Genomic DNA, 1513 nt, shown 5'->3' on the forward strand with positions numbered 1-1513 from the left:
ATTCTTTAGCAGATAAATCTGAAAAAAAAAGGCTATTATATGTTGCTTTAACAAGAGCAAAAGAAAGATTGATAATATCTGGTGAGGATAGATATAAAAGATTTGATGACCCTAAATCGTATAGAAACTACATAGAGGCTTATCATCATTTTAATATAGAAGAGTCTATAAATAATAAAACAGATGATTTAGTTCATATTGATGATAATACTAATGAGTTTATAGATTATTATTCTTATGGTATATCAAAAAATACTAATTATGATTTAAATGAATTATATATTAACAATTTAGAAAAAATAAATAAAAAAATAGATTCTATAAATATAAATAGTACTATAGAAGAGAAAACTCAAAAAATAAAATATATTAATCCTTCAGAGCTACCTGAAGCAGATTTTGATAAAAGTGTTATTAGCAGATTATTAAATAAAAATATTTCTATTTCATTAGATGATGATAAAAGTTTTGACCTTGATAATCTTGAAACAATAGAAGCAATGGATATGGGTATTTTAATGCATGATTTGCTTGAACATTTTGATTTTGATGAATACAAATTACACAAAGATAATTATATAGAAAAAATAAAAAATGATACTATAAAACAAAATAAACATTATGATGCAAAAGATTTAAGAAAAAGGCTAGATAAATATTTTACAAACTTTATAAATAATAAACATATAGTAAATATTATAAACTCAGAAGAAGTAATTGTTTCAAGAGAGCATAAGTTTCAAAATAGAAAATTAGTTGAAAATAGAACTCAAATTATCAATGCTAAAATAGATATAATTACAAAAAATACAAACGAAGAATATTTTATTTTGGATTATAAAACTACAAAATACTCTAAAGAAAAAGAAGATAAATATACAAAACAGCTTGAAATATATAGAGATATTGTAAAAAAAACATTTAATATTAATACACAAATAAATATAGATTTAATATTTTTAGGATAAAAGGAAATATAAAATGTTTAAATTTAATATTAAAGATAAAAACAATTATTTTGAATCTCAAGATAAAGCATATATTAATCCTCCTAAAAGGATACCATTTTTTTTAAGATTTCCAATATGGATAGCAAGCAAAAAAGTAAAAAAAGATTTACTGCTTGCAAAAGTTTTAGCTTGGAATCCAAAAACAGCTATTAGTTCTGGTATAATGGAATCTTTAATTACGCATGATGACAAAGAAGTGCCTAGAAGATTATTAAAACTTATAAGAATACAAATATCTATAGATGTATCTTGTCCTTTTTGTATAGACATGAATAGTTTTGAATATGATAAAGAAAATGTAACAGATGAAGAAATTAAAGCATTACAAAATAAAGATATAGATAATTGTCTTTCTTTATCAAAAAAAGAGAAAATAGCATTAAAATATATATCTGCTATAACAAAAACTCCTGTGATAATATCAGAAGAATTAATAAACGATGTAAAAGCAGAATATTCTGAAAGGGCTATATTGATATTGGCTTCAACAGCAGCACAGGTTA

Annotated in this window: 2 protein-coding genes; both read left to right on the forward strand. The window is 22.2% G+C overall.

Annotated elements, in window-relative coordinates; genetic code table 11:
* Positions 1-968: PD-(D/E)XK nuclease family protein (locus E6A48_RS09075; RefSeq protein ID WP_219709905.1), on the forward strand; the 968-nt coding region annotated here is incomplete at its 5' end.
* 13 nt (positions 969-981) lie between these two features.
* Positions 982-1513 (forward strand): carboxymuconolactone decarboxylase family protein (locus E6A48_RS09080; protein ID WP_219709906.1); only part of this gene is annotated, 532 nt, incomplete at its 3' end.

Origin of the sequence: Brachyspira pilosicoli, from assembly GCF_019402445.1 — a bacterium.
GTDB classification, from domain to species: Bacteria; Spirochaetota; Brachyspiria; order Brachyspirales; family Brachyspiraceae; genus Brachyspira; species Brachyspira pilosicoli_B.